Raw genomic sequence first — 18,527 nt, forward strand, 5'->3', positions numbered from 1 at the left:
CGCCTTTCGGCGATGCCGTGCGCCACATCGACAGCGCGTCATTCTACGCCCGGTGCCGACGCCCCGTAGCCGGCGGCACGGGACGCAGCGTCCGCCGGAACCGCTTGCGCGCCGCAGTGGCTCGGCGTTGTCGAACACATAGCGCGCCCGGGACGTCGTCGTCATTTGGCCGCGCAGTTGCCGGCATCGCAGCACAGCACTAGGTCGGCGCGGCCGCGAAGCCGCACAGGCGGCATGGCGCGGCAACACAGGCCGCATCTCGGCATCTCGGCGCGGTGGAATCGGCGCAGGTGCTTCGAACCGATGCCGGATCCGCCGGGTAGCCCGTCAGTCCCGCCGCTCAGTCCTGCAGCATCGTGCGCGCCGGCTCGCGCGCCAGCGCTTCGCGCAGTTCCTGCGCGCCCGGCGTGCCCCGCTGCAAGGCCTGCTGCAGGTGCTGGACGTACTGCTCCACGCGCTTGGGCGGCAGCAGCGGCTCGTTGGGATCCACGGATGCCTCGATCAACGCGGGCCCGGGCGCGGCCAGCGCCGCCTGCACCACCTCGGCGCACTGCGCCGGATCCTCCACCCGCCAGCTGGCGATGCCGCAGGCCTGCGCCACCAGCGCGAAGTCGATCGGGGTGAGGTCGCACTCCGTCTCCGGATTGCCCAGGAACATCATCTGCTCCCATTTGATCTGGCCCAGCGTGTTGTTCTTGATCACCACCAGCTTGATCGGCAGGCGGTAGCGGACGATGGTGACCAGTTCGCCCATCAGCATGCTCAGGCCGCCATCGCCGGTGAAGGCGACCACCTGCCGGCCCGGATGCGCCAGCGCCGCGGCGATCGCGTAGGGCACGGCGCAGGCCATCGACGCCAGCAGCCCGGAACCGATGTAGGTCTGGCGCGCCTTCGCCTGCACGTAGCGCGCCATCAGCCCGGTGTTGTGGCCGCAATCCCACACCACGATGGCGTCCTCGTCCAGGCGGTCGCCCATCTCGCGCACGATCCGGCCCGGCGGCATCGGGATCGCCTGGCGTTCGACGCTGCTGCGCAACAGGTCCCGCCATTGCCGCGCGCCGTCCTGCGCCTGCTGCAGGAAGCGGCGGTCCTGCTTGCGCCGCAGGTGCGCGTTGAGCGCCTGCAGGGTGCTGCGCGCATCGCCGACCAGGCCCACCTCGGCCGGGAAGCGCAGGCCGATGCGGGTGGCGTCGCAATCCAGTTGCACGCCGCGCGCCTGGCCGGGCTTGGGGTAGTACTCGATGTAGGGAAAGGTCGAGCCGACGATCAGCAGCGCATCGCAGCGCTCCATCGCCTCCTGGCTGGGCCGGGTGCCGAGCAGGCCGATGCCGCCGGTGGTGAGCGGGTGGTCGTCGGCCAGCAGGCCCTTGCCGAGCAGCGCCTTGACGATCGGCGCGCCGAGCAGCTCGGCGGTCTCGGTCAACGCCTCGACCGCACCCAGCGCGCCTTGCCCGGCGAGGATGGTCACCCGTTGCGCCGCGTTCAACAGCGCCGCGGCGCGCGCGATGGCGTCCGCATCGGCGCAGCCGTGGCCGGCCGCCGGCAGCAGCGAGGCATGGTGCGGCAGGTTGCGGCTGGAGGCGACGTCGGCCGATTCCGGCTCGTCCTGCACGTCGATCGGCATCGCCAGGTGGGCGACGCCGCGCAGCGCCAGCGCATGCCGGCAGGCCAGGCTGGCCACGTTCTCGACCTGCCCGGCGCCCATCACCCGGGCCGAGTACGCCGCCACGTCCATGAACAGCTTGCTGTGGTCCACGTCCTGCTGGGTGAAGGTGTCGGCCAGGTCGTGGTACGGCGACCCGGTGATCGCGATCACCGGCGCGCGGTCGAGCTTGGCGTCGTAGAGTCCGTTCAGCAGGTGTATCCCGCCCGGGCCGGTGGTGGCCAGGCAGCAGCCCAGCCTGCCGCTGACCTTGGCATGGGCGGTGGCCGCGAAGGCCGCCGATTCCTCGTGGCGCATCTGCACGAAACGCACCCGCGGCGCGCGCACCCGGATCGCTTCCATCAGTGCATTGATGCCGTCGCCCGGCATGCCGAAGATCGTGTCCACGCCGAAGCCGATCAGCGTGTCGATCAGGATGTCCGCCCCGTTGCGCGCCATGCTCCGCTCCTGCTCAAGACTGGGTCGTAGCAAGCACAGCACGGCGCCGGTACGGTGCCTGTCAGGACACGGTCAAGGGCATGCGAAAACGCGCGGCGGCGGCACGCGTGCCGGCACGCCGGTTGGGTCAGATGACCCCGCCGCCCAGGCTCAAGCGGACCACCCCGACCACGATCACCAGGCCGTTGAGGATCAGCCCGGTCTTGGCCCGGCCGCGCTTCGGCGCCGAGGTGAACAGCAGGCCGATCGCGGCGATGATCGCCCCGACCGCGGCGAACGGGATCACGAACCAGTTGCCCCACCCCAGCAGCGGGATGAAGGCCAGGATCATCCACAGCAACGCCACGATGCCCCACAACAGACTGATCAAGCCCATGCCGTCGCCCTTCGCTGAATGCCAGTGCGCACCATAGCGTGCGCCCCTGCCGACGCAAGCCAACTCTTGGCATGGGGCTCACGGCGGGCGTGCCACGGTGGGCATGGCGATGGCGGGTACGTCGCGGTTCACCGATCCCGCCTATCATCGCCTCGTATCCGATCCGCGGGGGTAATGCCATGAACGTCCGACCGCTGTTGCCGCTGGCGCTGCTGTTCGCGCTGGCCGGCTGCGCCAGTTCCTCCAAGGTGATGGTCGGCGCGCCGCGTCCGCCGATCGACCCGGCCCTGGTCCAGATCTATTCGACCCCGCCCGTCGGCGCGGTCGACATCGCCCAGCTCGAATCCTCCAGCGCGGCAGGGTTCGGCACCCAGGGGCAGACCGACGCCGCCATGGCGCGGCTCAAGCGCGAGGCGGCCAAGCTCGGCGCCAACGGCGTGGTGCTGATGGGCGTGGCCTCGCAACGCTCGGGCGGCGGCATGTCGGTCGGCGCCGGCAGCTACGGCGGCCACGTCGGTGGCGGCCTGGGCATCGGCATCCCGACCACCCAGAAGCGCGCCGCCGGCATGGCGATTTGGGTGCCGCCGGGCGCGCAGGTGCCGGCTGCGCCGCCGCAGCAGCCATTGCCCCCGCAGGAACACTGATCGCCCCGGCAGGCAGACGCCGGCACGGCGTCGCTACGGCCTGGCCCCACCACGGTCGGCAATGCCGGAAACCGACACCCCTCCGGCAAGGCCGGCGAGTGGCCTGATCGCGCTCTGGCCGAGCCAGGGGGCACCAAACGACCAACGGTGGCCACCGGGACCTTGCAAGCCATTGGCCGGGTTATAGTATTCCGACTCCGGGGAGTTGAGGGACCGGGTCTGCCTTGGCGGCGGACCCGCAAGAGTAATGCCACGTCATTAGTCTGAGCGCCCGGATTGGACCGTCTTTGACAGAAGGACTCGTTATGAAGCGCTGGATATGGATATTGGTCGCATTCTTCGGGCTGCAGGGCGTTGCCAGCGCAGTCCCTGTATACGAAGAGCTGTCGTGCCGGGACAACGACCCGTTCGTGTTCTGCACGCAGGGCTGCAAGGGCAGGGACAAGAACTGGATTCCTATCACTCCAAGGGCTGGGATATGGATGGCTGTGCCTGGCTATTGCCCCTGGCCAACCTCGACCGGCCCGTGCTGCGTTGGCAATGTGTGTTTCCAAGTATGGACACAGACTGCCGTCGACGCCGTAGGCGAGTACATGCGCATCTGCCCCATTGGCGGCGGCAAGGCGAGCGACTGGATGGGGAACGGGCGCCCGGAAAGCACCCCGTACGATCACTGATCCGCTTGCATCATGCGTGCCGCTGCGGTCGCCGCAGCGGCACGCCCTGATCACGTGATCACTTCCGCTGCGCCGGCACGAACACCTCGTCCACCGCCGTCGCCAGTTGGTCCGGCGGCAGCAGGCCCTGGTCGAGCAGGAAGTTGTTGAACTTGAGCCGGTCGAACTTCGCGCCCAGCGCCAGTTCGGTGCGCATGCGCAGTTCCATGATGCGGCTGTAGCCGTAGAAGTAGCTGCCGGCCTGGCCGGGCGCGCGCATCATGTAGCGGTCCAGTTCCTGCCGCGCCATCGCCGGCGACAGGCCGACGTCGTTCTCCAGCACCAGGCGCGCGCGTTCGCGGTCGATCAGGCCCAGGTTGAGCATCGGGTCGAGCATGGCGCGGGCGGCGCGCAGCAGGCGGAACTGCAGGGCGATCAGCTGGCCGTCCAGCGGTTCGTACGGCACCAGTTCGGCCTCGGCGTACAGCGCCCAGCCTTCGACGTTGACCGAATTGAACGCGAACATGCTGCGCGCCAGCGACACGCCGCGCTCGACCATCGCGGTGAACTGCAGTTCGTGGCCGGGCCGGCCTTCGTGCGCGCTCAGCGTCCACGCCGCCGAGCCGAAGTTGAAGTCGTCGTAGTGCTCGCCCTTGCCGGCGCTATCCGGATTGCCAAGCGGCAGCACGAAGGTACCCTGCTCGCCGGTGTTGCCGACCAGCGGCGCCGGGCGGAAATGCGGCGCCGGCTGCGCCGCGCTCTCGGCGGCCGAACCCAGCCGCATCTGCATCGGCCGCTGCGGCACGTCGACGATGCGCTGCTGGCGGATGATCGGGTCGATCTTTTCGATGACGCCGCGGTAGTGGGTCTCCAGCTCGTCGTTGGCGATGGTGTCGCGCTTGAGCGCGCGGATCACCGCGCGGTAGTCGCTGGCATCGTCGACCTTCAGGCCCTTGGCCTTGGCCACCAGCGGCGCCAACTGCTGCATCGCCGCGCGGGTCTCCATGAATTCCAGCTGCGCGCGCTGCATCAGCAGCTGCGGCGCGATGTCGATGCCGACCTGCTTGAGCTGGAAGGCATACAGCTCCGGCGGCAGGCGCGCGTCCTCGCGTGCCTTCGGCAACACCACCTTGCGCGTCCACGCGGCGTAGTCCTTGAACTGTTTGTCCATCGCCGCGAGCGCCGGTTCGGCACCGTCGATCTTGTAGGTGGCGAACAATTCGCGGATGCCCTTGGCGTAGGTGTCCACGTTGCTCAGCGCCTGCTCGACCTCGCGCCGGGTCGGCGGCAACAGCGCGCCGTCGGCGCGCTTTTCCTCGTAGCGCTGGCGGGCCAGCAGCAGCGAGGAGGTGCTGCCGGGCAGCAGGCCGACGTAGCGCTGCAACCGGTCCAGGGCCTTGGCCCGGCGCGCTGCCGGCACCTGCTCGGACAGCAGGTTGTTGATCCCGCCGAACACCATCTGCGGTGCATCGTTCCATGGCAGCAGCAGCCGCTCGTTCAACGCGCTGCCCTCGATGGCCTGGTCGGCGGCGTGGAGCATGATCGCCAGGTCCTGGCGCACGTTGGGATCGCGCTCGAGCTCCAGTTTCTCCTGCAGCGCGCGCCGGGCCTGGGCGATCGCGTCGCGATAGCGGCGGGCGTTGTCCGGGCCGAGGTCGGCGACCTTGTCGTCGTAGCCGGGCACGCCGAAGAAGCTCACTTCCTCCGGCTGGAACGGGGCCTGCGCCTGCAGCAGGATCTGCGCGAAGTCGTTGCTGCGCGTCACCCATGCCGGGCTGGCGACCTGGGCCTTTGCCGGGGCGGTCTGCGCCAGCACGGGCAGCGGCGTGGTCAGGGCCAGCGCGATGGCGAGGACGAGTGGCTTCATCGGGTGCTTCTCCAACGGGACGATGCGGCGACCGTACGCGGCGCACGCTCGGCCAGCAACCTGCCGTAGGTCATGGCAGTGCCGATCCGGGACGAGGCACTCGCAAACGGACGCGGCGGGCGCCGTTCCAGGACATCGAGACCGGCGCCAGCTCGGTGGCCGACTCCGCTCCCGAACTGGGCGGCCTGGTCGATGAGCACCGCAGCGCCGCGGTTCGATGCGCCGCTTGCGCTACTGCGACGCAGCAATGCGCCGAGGTTCGTGCTGGCAGGTGGCGCTATTGTCCGAGCGCTTCGGCAGGCGACTTCGCGGCGCCTGCCACTGCACACACTGAAGTGGGCGACGCCGTGCAATACACCACCATCAGCCAGACTGCCGGCAATCCGCGGTGCATGCCCCGCATGCCTACTGCGTGCTGTCGGCGTCCGCCGGGACAACCGGGTCGGCCTCGGCCTGCGCTTCGTCGCCGGCGTCCATCTCCGGGTCGGACTCGACGTCGGTCTCGCCGGGCTCGTCCATGTCCGACTCGTCGAGCAGCGGAATCGCTTCGCCGGCATCGGGCAGCACCTGCAGCGTGGTGTAGTGCCATTCGCCGGCATGGCGCTCGGCCTCGATGTACAGGGTGCCGTTGCCGCGTGCGCCGTGCAGCGAGACGCTGAAGTTGGCGCTGCCGGTGCCGTTGCTGGTGGAAATGCTGCCGCTGGGCATGATGCCGTCCTCGACCGGCGCGCCCAACGCCTCGATCACCCGCGGATCGTGCTGCGCCGCCTTCAGGCCGACCTGGTAGGGCTCGGACGATTTGGTGACGCTCGCGATGCCGGCCACGAACATGGCGATCGAGCCCAGCAGCATCGCGCCGAGCAGCAACGCCAGCAAGGGCACCGCCCATTTCCAGTGCCGCGCCCACCAACCGCGCTTGGCCGGTAGCTGCTGCTGCGACGGTGGCGGTGCGGAGGACGTCTCTGGAAGCGGCGGAGGCGTGGACATGCGGGGAATTCCTTTTCGGAGAGAGGCGATGCGGGATGTGCGATCAGGGCTTCAGGCAACGCGCCAGGAACGCTTCGGTGGTGCGGTAGCGGTGCAGCGCGTTGCTGCCGGAGAGGCTGTGCTTGGCCCCAGGATAGGTCATCAGTTCGAACAGCTTGCCGCGCTTCTGCAGCTCGCTCATCAGCGAGGTGGAGTTGGTGAACAGCACGTTGTCGTCGGCCATGCCGTGGACCAGCAGCAGCGGCGAATTCAGGCCGTCCAGGTGCGCGGCCACGCGGCCGTCGCGGTAGCCGGCGGGATTGGCCGCGGGCAGGTTCATGTAGCGCTCGGTGTAGTGGCTGTCGTACAGGCCCCAGTCGGTGACCGGTGCGCCGGCCACGCCGCAGGCATAGGCCTCGCTGTGCTTGGCCAGCAGCATCAGGGTCATGTAGCCGCCGTTGGACCAGCCGTACACGCCGATGCGCGCGCCATCCACCCACGGCTGCGCCTTCAGCCAGGCGACGCCGCGCAGCTGGTCGTCCACTTCCACCGTGCCCTGCCGCTGGTACAGCGCGCCGCCGAAGTCGCGGCCGCGGCGCGGGGTGCCGCGGTTGTCGACCGAGAACACCACGTAGCCATGCTGGGCCAGGTACTGGTCGAACAGCGCATCGCCGCGGCTGGGCCAGCCATCGACCACGGTCTGCGCGGCCGGGCCGCCGTAGACGTAGACCACCACCGGATAGCGCTTGCCCGGGTCGAATCCGGCGGGCTTGGTCAGCCGGTAGTGCAGCGGCGTCTTGCCGTCGGCCGCGGTCAGGCTGCCGAATTCCACCGGGCGCTGCGCATCGCGGTATTTCGCGTAGGGATGCTGCGGATCGGCCAGGTCGTTGGCCAGCAGCGTGGCGATCTTTTCGCCATTGGCGCGGAACAGCTCGATCTGCGGCGGGGTGGCGGTGTTGGACCAGCTGTCGACGTAGACGCTGGCGTTCTTGGCGAAGCTGGCCGCATGCGTGCCGTTGGGCTTGGACAGCCTCTCGATCGCGCCGCCGGACAGCGGCACCGCGTAGATGTGGGTCTGGGTCGGCGACTCCTTGGTCGCGGAGAAGTAGACCTTGCCGGCGCCCTCGTCCACCGCCAGCAGTTCGTCGACGATCCAGTCGCCGTGGGTCAGCGGGAGCAGCTTGCGGCCGTCTTCCGAGGCCAGGTACAGGTGCTCGTAGCCGCTGCGCTCCGAGCCCCAGACGAAGCGGCCGTCCTTGAGGAAATGCAGGTCGTTGTTGAGCGGCACCCAGGTCTTGCTGGTTTCGGTGACCAGCACGCGCTGCTTGCCGCCGGCCAGCGTCGCTTCGACCAGTTCGAGCCGCTTCTGGTCGCGCGACTGGCGCTGGAAGGTCAGCCGCTGCGCATCGCGCCAGTCCACCCGCGCCAGGTAGATGTCCGGATTCTTGCCCAGGTCGATCCACTGCGGTTGCGCGTCGGCGCGCGGCGCGATCGTGCCCAGCTGGATCCTGACGTTGGGCTGCCCGGCCTGCGGATAGCGCTGGTCGATCACCTCGGTGTGGTCGGCGTAGACCTCCGGGCGCTTCTGCACCGGCACGCCGGACTCGTCGATGCGGGCGAAGGCGATCGCCGAATCGTCCGGCGCCCACCAGTAGCCGGTGTGGCGATCCATCTCCTCGTCGGCGACGAACTCGGCCACGCCGTTGCCGATGGTCTCGCTGCCGTCGCGGGTCAGCTGATGCTGCTGGCCGCTGGCCAGCTCGATCACCCACAGGTTGCGCGCGCGCACGAAGCTCACGTAACCGCCCTTCGGCGAGATCTTCGGGTCGGTGGCGAAGCCCTCGCCGTCGGTCAGCTTGCGCACCGCGGCGCGGCCGCTCTTGCGCAGGTCGTACAGGTACAGCTCGCCGCCGAGCGGGAACAGCAACGCCTGCGCATCCGGCGCCCACTGATAGTCGACGATGCCCGAATAGGCGGAAATGCGCTGGCGTTCGCGCCGCGCCTTCTCCTCGTCGCTCAGCGTCTCGGTGCCCGGCAGCACCACCTTCGAATCCACCAGCAGCCGGGTCTGGCCGCTGGCGATGTCGTATTCCCACAGGTCCAGCTGGTTGCGGTCGCTGTCCTTGCCGCGCAGGAAGGTCACCCGCGAGCCGTCGGGCGCGACCTTCGGCTTCATCAAGGTAGGGCCGGACAACGGCTTGCTGCCGGTGATGGCCTCCAGGGTCAGTTTCTCGGCGTGCGCGGGAACGAGGGGAGTGGCGAGCATGAGGGCGAGAGCGGCGAACAGAGAGCGCATGAAGGTTCCTGGCGGAGCGCCGGGCGCAGGAGGATGCGCGCGCCCGGGGTTGAGAGACGTGACGCGGGCCGGCTCAGCGCTGCCCGAACAACTGCTTGCGCTCTTCGTCGCTGAGCGGCTTGCCGGCGTCCGGGTTGACCTGGTCCTTCAGCGCGTAGGCGCGCTGCGTGGCCGGGCGCGCGCCGATCGCGTCGTGCCAGCGCTTGAGGTGCGGGAACGCGGCGTAGTCGGGCTTGAGCCCGTTGTACACCTCGATCCACGGATAGCTGGCCATGTCGGCGATGCCGTAGTCGGCGCCGGCCAGGTATTCGCTGCGCGCCAGGCGCTTGTCGAGCACGCCGTGCAGGCGCCGCACTTCGTTGCTGTAGCGATCGATGGCATAGCCGATCTTTTCCGGCGCATAGACGCTGAAGTGGCCCATCTGCCCGCTCATCGGGCCGAGCCCGGCCATCTGCCAGAACAGCCATTCCAGCGCGACGATGCGCCCGCGCGGATCGGCCGGCAGGAAACGCCCGGTCTTCTCCGCCAGGTACAGCAGGATCGCGCCGGACTCGAACACGCTCTGCGGCGCACCGCCGTCGGCCGGCGCATGGTCGACGATGGCCGGCATCTTGTTGTTCGGCGAGATCGCCAGGAACTCCGGCTTGAACTGGTCGCCGGCGCCGATGTTGACCGGCTTGACGGTGTAGTCCAGCCCGGCCTCCTCGAGCAGCAAGGTGACCTTGTGGCCGTTGGGCGTGGGCCAGTAGTACAGATCGATCATGGCGGCGGTCCGGGAACGGGGCGCCCAGTGTAGCCGCGCCCTGCGCTTGGCAGCATCCCGGCGGGCCGGTACCCTGCGCCCTTCCTGCAACGCAGCATCCGATATCACGCCATGAGCCCGCCGCCCCGCCTCAATCCGCTGTCCAGCCTGATCTTCGCCTCGCGCTGGCTGCAGCTGCCGCTGTACCTGGGCCTGATCGTCGCCCAGGGCGTGTACGTGTTCCTGTTCGGCAAGGAGCTGTGGCACCTGATCCACGAGGCGCCGAGCCTGGGCGAGCAGCAGATCATGCTGATCGTGCTCGGCCTGATCGACGTGGTGATGATCTCCAACCTGCTGGTGATGGTGATCGTCGGCGGCTACGAGACCTTCGTCTCGCGACTGGGCCTGGAGGGCCATCCGGACCAGCCGGAGTGGCTGAGCCACGTCAACGCCAGTGTGCTGAAGGTGAAGCTGGCACTGTCGATCATCGGCATTTCCTCGATCCACCTGCTCAAGACCTTCATCGCGGTCGGCGCGCTCGACGGCATGCCGATGTGCTCGCCGGAGCAGCTGGCCAGCGCCGCCACCGCCACCGTGGGCCTGAAGACCTGCGCCACGCTGACCGCGACCGGCGTGCTGTGGCAGACCATCATCCACGGCATCTTCATCCTGTCGGCGATCGGCATCGCCTGGACCGACCGGCTGATGTCGGCGCCGGCGAAACCGGCACACTGACGCACGCCGTCCGGCCGCCGGCACGGGGCCGTCAAGCACGCGGCGGACGTGGATGCTAGATTGGAGGATGGGTGCACTGGCAGGGACGGGGGGAGCCGGTCCGGCCGCGCGGGAAGCACCATCGCTGCGTATTCATTGCCATCACCGGGGACTAGGGGGAAGCATGTTGCATGTAACGACATTCGCAAAGGCGCGCCGCGTGGCGCCGGTCCTGCTGCTCGCCGCACTGGCGGCGGCCTGTTCCAAGCAGGAAGAGACCACCCCGACCGCCGCGCCGGCGGCCGCACCCGCCGCGGCGGCGCCGGCCGCGCCGCCGGTCTCGGCCAAGGTGCAGTCGATGGGCACCGAGCAGCTGCACGAGTCGGCCAGTCAGGCACTGCGCGAGAACCGCATGTACGCGCCGGCCGGCAACAATGCCGTCGAGTACTACCTGGCGCTGCGCGACAAGCAGCCGGACGACGCCGGGGTGAAGAGCGCGCTGACCGACCTGATGCCGTACACCCTGATCGCCGCCGAGCAGAGCATCAACCGCGAGGACTTCCCGGAAGCGCAGCGGCTGGTCGCGCTGATCGAGAAGATGGACAGCCAGGCGCCGGCATTGCCGCGGCTGAAGCAGGGCGTGAGCAACGGCGTGCAGTCGGTGGCGCAGCGCACCCAGGAAGAGACCGACAAGGTCAAGAAGGACGCCGAGCAGAAGGCCAAGCTCCTGGCCGAGCAGCAGAAGCAGGCGCAGCAGCAGGCCAGCGAGGCGCAGGCCGCGCAGCAGATCGCCGCGCAACAGGAAGCCGCGCGCCGCGAGACGGCGCGCCAGGAGGCCGAGCGCCAGGCCGCTGCGGCGCGCAGTGCGCCGACGCCGGCACCCGCCGCGGCCGCGCAACCTGCCGCGACGCCACCGGCCGCCGCGGCCAGCACGCAATCGTTGCGCGCGATCAGCACGCCGGCGCCGCGCTACCCGCCGGAAGCCTTGCGCTCGGGCACCGCCGGCGAAGTGCTGGTGGAGATCACCGTGGGCACCGACGGCTCGGTCACCAACGCGCGCGTGCTGCGCGCCACTCCGCCGCGGGTGTTCGACCGCGAAGCGTTGAACGCGACCAAGCGCTGGCGCTTCGAACCGGTCAGCGCGCCGGTCACCACGCGGCGGACGCTGGCGTTCAATCCGGGCGGCTGACGGACACGCATGCGGCACCAGGAAAGCCCGGCGCGATCCGGGCTTTTTTGTGGGTACGGACACGGCTGCCGCGGGCGACGTCGGTCAGTAGGCCGAGTGGCCTATGACAGGCGCGCGGCCGCCTTCTAGGATCGGCCTTGGCTAGCCAATCGGAGATCGCCATGCGCCCGCGCGTCCTGTTGCCGTTGTGCCTGCTTGTCGCCGCCGCCGCCCAGGCGGGCACGCCGCCGCCGGAGGACCGCTATGCGCCGGCACGCGAGATCGTCGCCGACATCGGCAGGATCGTGACCCCGGACGGCGTGCAGGAAACCTTCGAGGTCGAACTCGGCGGCACCCGCCAGGTGGTCAACGTGCGCGGCGCCGATCGGGCCAACCCGCTGCTGCTGTTCATCCATGGCGGCCCGGGCGCGGTCGAGATGCCGGTGGCATGGTCGTTCCAGCGGCCGTGGGAGGATTTCTTCACCGTCGTGCAGTGGGACCAGCGCGGCGCCGGGCGCTCTTATCCGCTGAACGATCCCAAGACGCTGGCGCCGACCCTGACCCCGGCGCGCTACCGCGACGATGCGATCGCGCTGATCGAACAGCTGCGCCGGCGCTACGGCAAGGCGAAGGTGTTCGTGCTCGGCCACAGCTGGGGCTCGATCGTCGGGCTGGAGGTGGCGGCGCAGCGCCCGGACCTGCTGTACGCCTACATCGGCATGGGCCAGGTGATCGACTTCCGCGCCAACGAACGCGCCGGCTACGACTGGGTGCTGGAGCAGGCGCTCCGCGACGGCAACGCCGCCGCGGTGACCGAACTGGAAGCGCTGCATCCCTACCCCGGCGATGGCGCGTTCGACATCGACAAGATGAGCACGCAACGCAAGTGGTCGATCCACTACGGCGGCCTGGCGGCCGGGCGCCAGGATGCGAATTTCTATTTCCGCGCCCCGCGCCTGTCGCCCGAATACACCCCGGCCGACATCCAGGCGTGGGACCAGGGCAGCGCGTTCACCATCGCCACGCTGTTCCCGCAATTGTCCGACGTCAGCTTCGCCTCGCTGCACACGCTGCAGGTGCCGGTGATCATGATGCTGGGGCGGCAGGACTACACCACCCCGTCGGCGTTGACCGCGCGCTGGTTGCAGCAGGTGCAGGCACCGCGCAAGCGTGCGGTCTGGCTCGAGCACTCGGCGCACCTGCCGATGGTGGAAGAGCCCGGCCGCGTGCTGCAGGCCCTGCTCACCGAGGCGCTGCCGCTGTCCGAACCGGCCCCGCGCTAGTCGCCCTGAACGGCATGCGCTGCGGCGTTCGGTGGCAGCTTGTGCAGCGCCGCGCGGGGTTCCGGCCAGCATGCAACCCGGCCAGGCCGACCGGCATTACGCACCCGCACGCCGCGGGTGCGGACACGCGGCGATCTCAACCCGAGATCGCCAGGCGTTCCTGCCGGTAGCGGCGCACCGCGGCCAGCCACAACACCGCGGCAAGGCCGAAGCCTGCGGCCAGGTACACCGCCCAGATCTGCAGGTCGATCGGTTCGCGGCGGATGATCTTCAGCAGCATCTGGTTCTGCGCCAGGAACGGCACCGCGAACTGCCACAGGGTGGTCTTCAGCGGATACACCATCAACGCGTAACCGGGCAACATCGGCAGCAGCATCAGCCAGGTCATGTGGCTCTGCGCCTCCTTCATGCTCTTGGCCGCCGCCGCCAGCACGGTCAGCAGCGAGGTGCCGATGAACAGCATCGGCAGCAGCACGAACAGCATCTGCAGCATCGCCACGAAGCTGACGTTGAGCTGGCGGCCGATGCCGCTGGCGAACTGCGCGCTGAGCTTGAACGCGAGCAGGGTCAGCAGCAGCGAGGCCAGTCCGACCACGCAGGCGGCGGCGATCTTGCCGCTGACGATGGCGCCGCGCGACGCCGGCGTGGCCAGCAGCGGTTCCAGCGATTGCCGCTCGCGTTCGCCCGCGGTGGCGTCGAGGATCAGGTAGGCGCCGCCGATGAACGAGGTGATGGTCAACAGCACCGGCAGCAGGATCGACAGCAGCGCGCCACGCTTGGCCTCGGCCGTGGCCAGGTCCTGGGTGGCGATGTCCAGCGGCCGCGAAACCTGCGCATCGACGCCGCGTGCCAACAGCCGCAACGCGCCGACCTGCTGGCTGTACACGCTCAGCGCCGCCTGCACCCGCGCGGTCGGGATGTCGGCATCGCGGCGGGTGCTGTCCTTGATGATCTCCACCAGCGCCGGGCGCCCTTCGCGCCAGGCGCTGGCGTAGTCCTCGTCGATCTTCAACGCCAGATCCACGTCCTGGCTGCGGATCGCCGCGGTCAGGTCCTTGGGCGGGGCGACCGCGTTGAGGCCCTGCGCGGCGAGGAACGCGACCAGGTTCGGCGCGCGCTCGCGGCCGATCACCGGAATGTCCAGCGGCTTGTCGATCTGGGTCCTGACCCGGCTCTCGGCCAGCGCACCCATGCCCAGGATCAGCGCCGGGTACAGCAGCGGACCGAGCAGCAAGGCCAGCGCCAGGGTGCGGCGGTCGCGCCCGAGGTCGCGCAATTCCTTGCGCATCACGGTGAAAACGGTTCGAAACAGGCTCATGCGTGCAGTCCCTCGTCGCTGCCGATCGCCTTGACGAAGGCGTCTTCCAGATTGTCTTCGCCGGTCAGGGCGCGCAGTTCGTCGGCGGTGCCGGCCGCCACCACCGTGCCCTTGGCGACGATGACGATGCGATCGCACAACGCAGCCACCTCCTGCATGATGTGGCTGGAGAAGATCACGCAGCGCCCTTCGGCGCGCAGCCCGCGCAGGAAGCCGCGCATCGCGCGGGTGGTCATCACGTCCAGGCCGTTGGTCGGCTCGTCGAGAATCACGTTGCGCGGGTCGTGGACCAGCGCGCGCGCGATCGCAGTCTTGGTGCGCTGGCCCTGGCTGAAGCCCTCGGTCTGGCGATCGAGAATGTCGTCCATGTCCAGCGCCGTGGCCAGCACCCGGGTGCGTTCGGCGATGCGCGCCGCCGACAGCCCGTGCAGTTCGCCGAAGTAGGCGATGTTCTCGCGCGCGGTCAGCCGCTTGTACACGCCGCGCGCGTCGGGCAGCACGCCCAGCGCGCGGCGCACCGCCAACGGATCGGCGCCGACGTCGATCCCGTCCACCCGCACCTGGCCCTGGTCGGGCGTCATCAGCGTGTACAGCATGCGCAAGGTGGTGGTCTTGCCGGCACCGTTGGGACCGAGCAGGCCGGTGATCTGGCCGTCGGCCGCTTCGAAACTGACCCCTTGCACCGCCTGCACGGTGCCGGTCTTGGTCTTGAACGCCTTGTGCAGATTGTCGGCGACGATCATGCGCGGTCCTCCCTGCGAAACGCTGCGCGGCTCATGGTTCCCATCCGTTGAATGAAGTGAAGGCCGGCACGCCGCTCATCGCGTCCAGGCAGGTGGCATCGAGTTGCTTGGCGTCGGCGTTCTCGAAGAACTGGCCGAGCAGCTTGGGCATGCAGCCCAGGGTCATGGTGCCGTGGCCCTGCCCGCGCACCACCAGGTGGCGGCCGTTGGGCAGGCCCTGCAGCACGCGCGCGGCGTAGCGCGGCGGGGTCACCGGATCCAGTTCGCCGGAGGTCAGCAGCACCGGCAAGCTGGACTTGAACGGCGCGGTGAAATCGGCCGGGCGCGTGCCGGTCGGCCAGACCGGGCAGGCGGCGAAGAACATCTGCGCCACCTCCGGGCCGAGCAGGGTATCGCCGCCGGCGGCAGGCGCGCGGTAGCGGTCGGCGTCCTCGGCGCAGATCACCGACCATTGCATGCCGCGGTTCATCTGCCCGTCCAATTGCTTGCCCATCATCTGCGCCAGCGACATCAGCGGGGCGTAGCGTTCGTGCGCGGCCTCGTCCAGCACCAGCGGCAGCAGCGAGGCGGTCTGCGGCGCATACGAGAACGAGAACGCGAGGCTGGTGACGGTGTCGGCGGTGACCCGGTCGTGCTTGCTCTCGCCGCTGGCCGGGTCGCGATAGTCCACATCCACCGGCGCTTTCCGCAGCCGTTCCACCACCGTGCGCAACTGCGCGCGGGTATCGGCGGGAAAGCGCTTGGCGCAGGCCGGGGTGGCCTTGCACTGCTCGGACTGCAGCTTGATCGCATCCTCGAACGTGGTGGCGAACTCGCCGCCGACCACCAGATCGTTCGGCGCCACGCCGTCGATCACCACGCTGCGGGTGTGCGCCGCATAACGCGTCGCATACTGCTGGGCCACGCGGGTGCCGTAGGAGCCGCCGATCAGGTTGAGCTTGTCGGCGCCGAGCGCGGCGCGCACCGCGTCCAGATCGGCGATGGCCTGAGTGGTGGTGTAGTAGCGCGGATCGGCGCGGCCCTGCAGCGATTGCGCGCAACGCCCGGCGTAGTCGGCCAGCTCCGCCGCAGTGGGCGCACGCGCCGGGTCGGCCAGCTGCATTTCCTTGCCGTCCGCGCCCAGGCAGGTCAACGGATTGGATTGGCCGGTGCCGCGCTGATCGATCAGGAACACGTCGCGACGCTTGCGGGTGTCGCGCAAGGCCAGGTCGACGATGCTGGCCACGTCGGTCGCCGCCTGGCCCGGGCCGCCGGCGAGGAAGAACACCGGGTCCGGCTCGCTGCTGCCCTGGCCGCTGACCGGCAGCCAGGCGATGTTGAGTTCGATCTTGCGCCCGCCGGGCGCCGCCGGATTCTCCGGCACCGACATGCGCGTGCATTGCGCTTCGACGTTGTTGGCCGCGACCGGGCTGGTCAGCGTGCAGGGATGGAAGCGCAACGCGCCGTAGCTGCGTCCCGCATTCTGTGGCGCCGGTCCTTGCCCGGCCTGGCAAGCGGCGAGCAGCAAGGTCGCCGCAACGACGGCAAGCGCTCTGCATGGGTGTGGCATGGTTCGCATCCTTGAGTTCATGAAGTGCAGCATGCCATGCCGGAGCATGGCGTCGTAGGTGACCGATGGCAGGTCGGAGGGACTACTCGGGATCGTCGAACAGGAACACCTGCTCGATGCTGTGCGCGAACAATCGCGCGATACGGAACGCCAGCGGCAGGCTCGGATCGTACTTGCCGGTTTCCAGCGCGTTGATGGTCTGCCGCGACACGCCCAGCCGCTCGCCCAGTTCGCCTTGCGACCAACCCTGCGCTTCGCGCAGTTCGCGGATGCGGCTGTTCATTGGTAGCGACGCGCATTCACGCCCTTGGCGATGCCGTAGGTCGCGCACAGCAGCGGGAACACCCACAACATCGCCGCCGACGCCGGCAGCGCGATCATGCCGGCCGCCTGCAGGAATCCGGCGGTCATGTAGCCGCCGCTGACCAGCGCGGCGGCAATGGCGATGGACTCCAGCTCGATGCGCCGTTGCATCTCGTCGGAATCGCGCACGAAGCGCGCCACCGCGCGGATCACCAGCGCCACCAGCACTGCCGGCAGCAGCGCGATCAATACCCGCGCCCAGTCCGCGTCCACGCTGTCGAGCAAGCGCTTCCAGCACAGCATCACCGCGATGTACATCAGCATCGGCAGCCCCATTTCGCGGTAGTAGCGGCGCGCCAGCGCCGGCACCGCGCTGTCGCGCATGCTGCCCGACGACCACCACAGCATCAGCGCCAGGAAGATGCCGCCGATGCATAGACCGAGCCACAGCCCGCGAAAGTAATCGTCGCCGCGCAGCAGCCGCAGCGACGACGTGGCCGCGAGCATCACCATGCTCACGCACAGCACGATGATCGCGCTGCGCCTGCAGCGGTTCATGCCCGCACCCCGACTGCAACCCGAGCCGGCCCCCGACGGTAGCGATCCACCACCACCCCGCTGTTCTCCATGACAACCCCTGTCAAGCACGCTTTACAGGAGGATGCGCGCAGCCTGAGGGGATGTCAAGCATCCTTTACAGGCTGGAGCGCATCGACGCGCTCGGGTTCTCCGCATCGCCCTTCAGGCAGGTGTACCTGCCAGGTACGCCGTTCGCCGATTTACCTACTCGATTCGAAAGTGCGTCCGGCAGCTACCGCAGATTCCCGCATTCTCCGATCATGCTGCGCCGTACTGGCCGCCCGACCTGTCAGATGGCGACACAAGCTCTTCCGACGTCGTTCTCCTTTGAAAACTCGATAGCGGCTCAACTGCACCTGATCTAGCGCGCCACCGCACGCTGGGTTAGCCTTGGGACGGGGCAAATTGCACTTCAGATCGAAGAAAATATCTTCTCCGGGCTCGCTTTTGTGCGAAGCGCAACGAGTATCGAGATTTCCGGCAATATGCAAAAGGGGATCGAAATTTGAGATATCTTCAAAGGCTTTTGGATGGCCTCTGAAGTTGCGAACGCGCAATATGCCAGCATCGAAACGGCCTACGGTGAACGACTGCTGGGAATGGGCATCAAGGCGCTTGTCAGCGACCTTCGGCGACACCTCTAGCCGGAAAGATGGCCAGTTGCGTGGGCGCAGACCGCTATGACTTGTTGACGAACAGCGACCTACGCGGAGTTCATTCGAAGCGTCAGGCATAGAGCAGCGACTGGGCATAACCGCAGCATTGCCAACAATCCAGGTTGCTGTGAGCACGCAGTCCATCTGGGGATGAACTTCCAATGATCACAGGGAGAAATACATGAAACGATTCTTTATCGGCACGCTGCTCTGCGCCTTATCGATACCGGCGTCCGCGGCGGTATGCAATGTCGAAGGGAAGGCAGGGACATTAATTCCTTCGCAAGGAGTTGCGGGCCTGTACATGACCGGCGCCATCTCCGGCTGCTCCTGCGATTACAATATGATCTGGATCGACACCACAGCGGATGGCGGCAAGGCGATGTATGCCGCAGTCCTGGCAGCGAAGCTCAACAACCTGCAGGTCAAAGCCACCATACAAGACGGACAAGGCAGTACTTCCCCAGGTTACCAAGCAATCACGTATCGGTACAACGCGACGTGCAAGCTCATGGCTTTCGAGCTCATGTAGAGACAGCCCACAGCGTCGGTGCCGTCGCGCAACT

The 18,527-nt window shown here is 68.5% G+C and carries 17 protein-coding genes; 6 read left to right on the forward strand and 11 right to left on the reverse strand.

Annotation, left to right across the window (positions count from 1 at the left end; all coding sequences use genetic code 11):
• Positions 1-340: 340 nt before the first annotated feature.
• Together VDQ83_RS10115 and VDQ83_RS10120 are read right to left on the reverse strand one after the other, a co-directional pair.
• A complete protein-coding gene (locus VDQ83_RS10115) occupies positions 341-2,101 on the reverse strand; it encodes a thiamine pyrophosphate-dependent enzyme (protein ID WP_455434820.1) in 1,761 nt (586 codons plus the stop codon).
• A gap of 127 nt (positions 2,102-2,228) precedes the next feature.
• Positions 2,229-2,477, reverse strand: a complete 249-nt coding sequence (locus tag VDQ83_RS10120; protein WP_455434821.1) for a hypothetical protein — start codon at positions 2,475-2,477, stop codon at positions 2,229-2,231.
• Between the two features lie 179 nt (positions 2,478-2,656).
• Here VDQ83_RS10120 and VDQ83_RS10125 point away from each other — a divergent pair, with 179 nt between their 5' ends.
• Positions 2,657-3,121 (forward strand): YbjQ family protein, encoded by a 465-nt coding sequence (locus tag VDQ83_RS10125; RefSeq protein WP_263396135.1) that lies wholly within the window; start codon positions 2,657-2,659, stop codon positions 3,119-3,121.
• A gap of 735 nt (positions 3,122-3,856) precedes the next feature.
• On the opposite strand, the gene VDQ83_RS10130 is transcribed toward VDQ83_RS10125, so the two are convergent.
• The 4 genes from VDQ83_RS10130 to VDQ83_RS10145 all read right to left on the reverse strand — a co-directional run bounded on the left by VDQ83_RS10130 (position 3,857) and on the right by VDQ83_RS10145 (position 9,669).
• Positions 3,857-5,644 (reverse strand): DUF885 domain-containing protein, encoded by a 1,788-nt coding sequence (locus tag VDQ83_RS10130; RefSeq protein WP_455434822.1) that lies wholly within the window; start codon positions 5,642-5,644, stop codon positions 3,857-3,859.
• A gap of 405 nt (positions 5,645-6,049) precedes the next feature.
• Positions 6,050-6,631, reverse strand: a complete 582-nt coding sequence (locus VDQ83_RS10135; RefSeq protein WP_455434823.1) for a cytochrome c oxidase assembly factor 1 family protein — start codon at positions 6,629-6,631, stop codon at positions 6,050-6,052.
• Positions 6,632-6,674: 43 nt separating this feature from the next.
• A complete protein-coding gene (locus VDQ83_RS10140; protein ID WP_455434824.1) occupies positions 6,675-8,906 on the reverse strand; it encodes a DPP IV N-terminal domain-containing protein in 2,232 nt (743 codons plus the stop codon).
• Between the two features lie 73 nt (positions 8,907-8,979).
• The gene (locus VDQ83_RS10145) at positions 8,980-9,669 is read right to left on the reverse strand and encodes a glutathione S-transferase N-terminal domain-containing protein (protein ID WP_263396140.1); all 690 of its coding nucleotides are present in this window, start codon (positions 9,667-9,669) and stop codon (positions 8,980-8,982) included.
• Between the two features lie 111 nt (positions 9,670-9,780).
• Between VDQ83_RS10145 and VDQ83_RS10150 the strand changes: the two genes are divergently transcribed.
• The 3 genes from VDQ83_RS10150 (at position 9,781) to VDQ83_RS10160 (ending at position 12,813) form a co-directional block, all read left to right on the forward strand.
• The gene (locus tag VDQ83_RS10150; RefSeq protein WP_263396141.1) at positions 9,781-10,383 is read left to right on the forward strand and encodes a TIGR00645 family protein; all 603 of its coding nucleotides are present in this window, start codon (positions 9,781-9,783) and stop codon (positions 10,381-10,383) included.
• Between the two features lie 163 nt (positions 10,384-10,546).
• Positions 10,547-11,551 carry an energy transducer TonB gene (locus tag VDQ83_RS10155; RefSeq protein ID WP_455434825.1) on the forward strand — a complete coding sequence of 335 codons (1,005 nt, stop codon included), beginning with the start codon at positions 10,547-10,549 and terminating at the stop codon, positions 11,549-11,551.
• Positions 11,552-11,712: 161 nt separating this feature from the next.
• Positions 11,713-12,813: an alpha/beta fold hydrolase gene (locus tag VDQ83_RS10160; protein ID WP_455434826.1), complete on the forward strand. Its 1,101-nt coding sequence runs from the start codon at positions 11,713-11,715 to the stop codon at positions 12,811-12,813.
• 136 nt (positions 12,814-12,949) lie between these two features.
• Here the strand turns inward: VDQ83_RS10160 and VDQ83_RS10165 are convergent, their stop codons facing one another.
• The 5 genes from VDQ83_RS10165 to VDQ83_RS10185 all read right to left on the reverse strand — a co-directional run bounded on the left by VDQ83_RS10165 (position 12,950) and on the right by VDQ83_RS10185 (position 17,284).
• Positions 12,950-14,131 carry an ABC transporter permease gene (locus tag VDQ83_RS10165; RefSeq protein ID WP_455434827.1) on the reverse strand — a complete coding sequence of 394 codons (1,182 nt, stop codon included), beginning with the start codon at positions 14,129-14,131 and terminating at the stop codon, positions 12,950-12,952.
• Positions 14,128-14,874: an ABC transporter ATP-binding protein gene (locus VDQ83_RS10170; protein WP_263396145.1), complete on the reverse strand. Its 747-nt coding sequence runs from the start codon at positions 14,872-14,874 to the stop codon at positions 14,128-14,130. The genes VDQ83_RS10165 and VDQ83_RS10170 overlap by 4 nt, the downstream gene beginning before the upstream one ends.
• Positions 14,875-14,905: 31 nt before the next feature.
• Positions 14,906-16,423 carry an alpha/beta hydrolase gene (locus VDQ83_RS10175; protein WP_455434828.1) on the reverse strand — a complete coding sequence of 506 codons (1,518 nt, stop codon included), beginning with the start codon at positions 16,421-16,423 and terminating at the stop codon, positions 14,906-14,908.
• A gap of 82 nt (positions 16,424-16,505) precedes the next feature.
• Complete coding sequence (locus VDQ83_RS10180; RefSeq protein WP_263396147.1) at positions 16,506-16,706, reverse strand: helix-turn-helix transcriptional regulator; 201 nt, start codon at positions 16,704-16,706, stop codon at positions 16,506-16,508.
• A complete protein-coding gene (locus VDQ83_RS10185; RefSeq protein WP_455434829.1) occupies positions 16,703-17,284 on the reverse strand; it encodes a hypothetical protein in 582 nt (193 codons plus the stop codon). Before VDQ83_RS10185 ends, VDQ83_RS10180 begins: the two co-directional genes overlap by 4 nt.
• 122 nt (positions 17,285-17,406) lie before the next feature.
• Here VDQ83_RS10185 and VDQ83_RS10190 point away from each other — a divergent pair, with 122 nt between their 5' ends.
• Positions 17,407-17,670, forward strand: coding sequence for a hypothetical protein (locus VDQ83_RS10190; protein ID WP_455434830.1), 264 nt, complete (start codon positions 17,407-17,409; stop codon positions 17,668-17,670).
• A 472-nt stretch (positions 17,671-18,142) separates the two neighbouring features.
• Positions 18,143-18,493, forward strand: a complete 351-nt coding sequence (locus tag VDQ83_RS10195) for a hypothetical protein (protein WP_455434831.1) — start codon at positions 18,143-18,145, stop codon at positions 18,491-18,493.
• Positions 18,494-18,527 lie beyond the last annotated feature (34 nt).

The sequence above is a fragment of the Xanthomonas sp. WHRI 7945 genome, assembly GCF_035026585.1.